General features: G+C 60.6%; 1 pseudogene. It reads left to right on the top strand.

From position 1 onward, the window contains the following. Positions 1–7 precede the first annotated feature (7 nt). A pseudogene (locus tag HMPREF9098_RS11090) lies at positions 8–508 on the top strand (hypothetical protein); the annotation flags it as partial.

Here is a 508-nt window from a genome sequence, read left to right as displayed (position 1 = left end):
CAACCCCATCCCATCCGAACATCCCCACGATTGCACTCTCTCCCCCTGCAAGCTCACCGACTGGACCTTCACGCGCTACCACACGCCCGGTGAATCCGAGTATGCCGTGGTGTACGGCACGGTCGCCCAAGATGGTTCGAGGCACTTTGCCGCAGGCAGCCGAATCCGCACCTCGCCCGTTACCCGATGGGCGGCACCGCTGGTCCATACGCACAACTCGGTGTACTTCCTGCCGGAAGGTGCAGGCTGCTTTTGCGACCTGCCTGCAACCTTGCAGCCTGCCATAGACATTTTGGGTATTGACCCTGCAGAAGCGGCCGTTATCCTACAAAACGCCTTCATGCAGCCTGCACATGCCTTGCCTGAAACCGCCTGTTTCGGCGTTCCGGTGATGCGGCCGGCAGAACAGGGCGATTGTCCGGTCGTCATGGAGCACCACATCGCCGAATTGCCGTTCTACCCGTTTTGGCGGGACAGCAGCATCGGTTCCGCCCAAAGCCTGATAGAC

Source organism: Kingella denitrificans ATCC 33394 (assembly GCF_000190695.1).
GTDB lineage: Bacteria > Pseudomonadota > Gammaproteobacteria > Burkholderiales > Neisseriaceae > Kingella_A > Kingella_A denitrificans.
The sequence above is the reverse complement of the archived record's forward strand: the minus strand, read 5'-3'. Positions and strand labels throughout refer to the sequence as shown.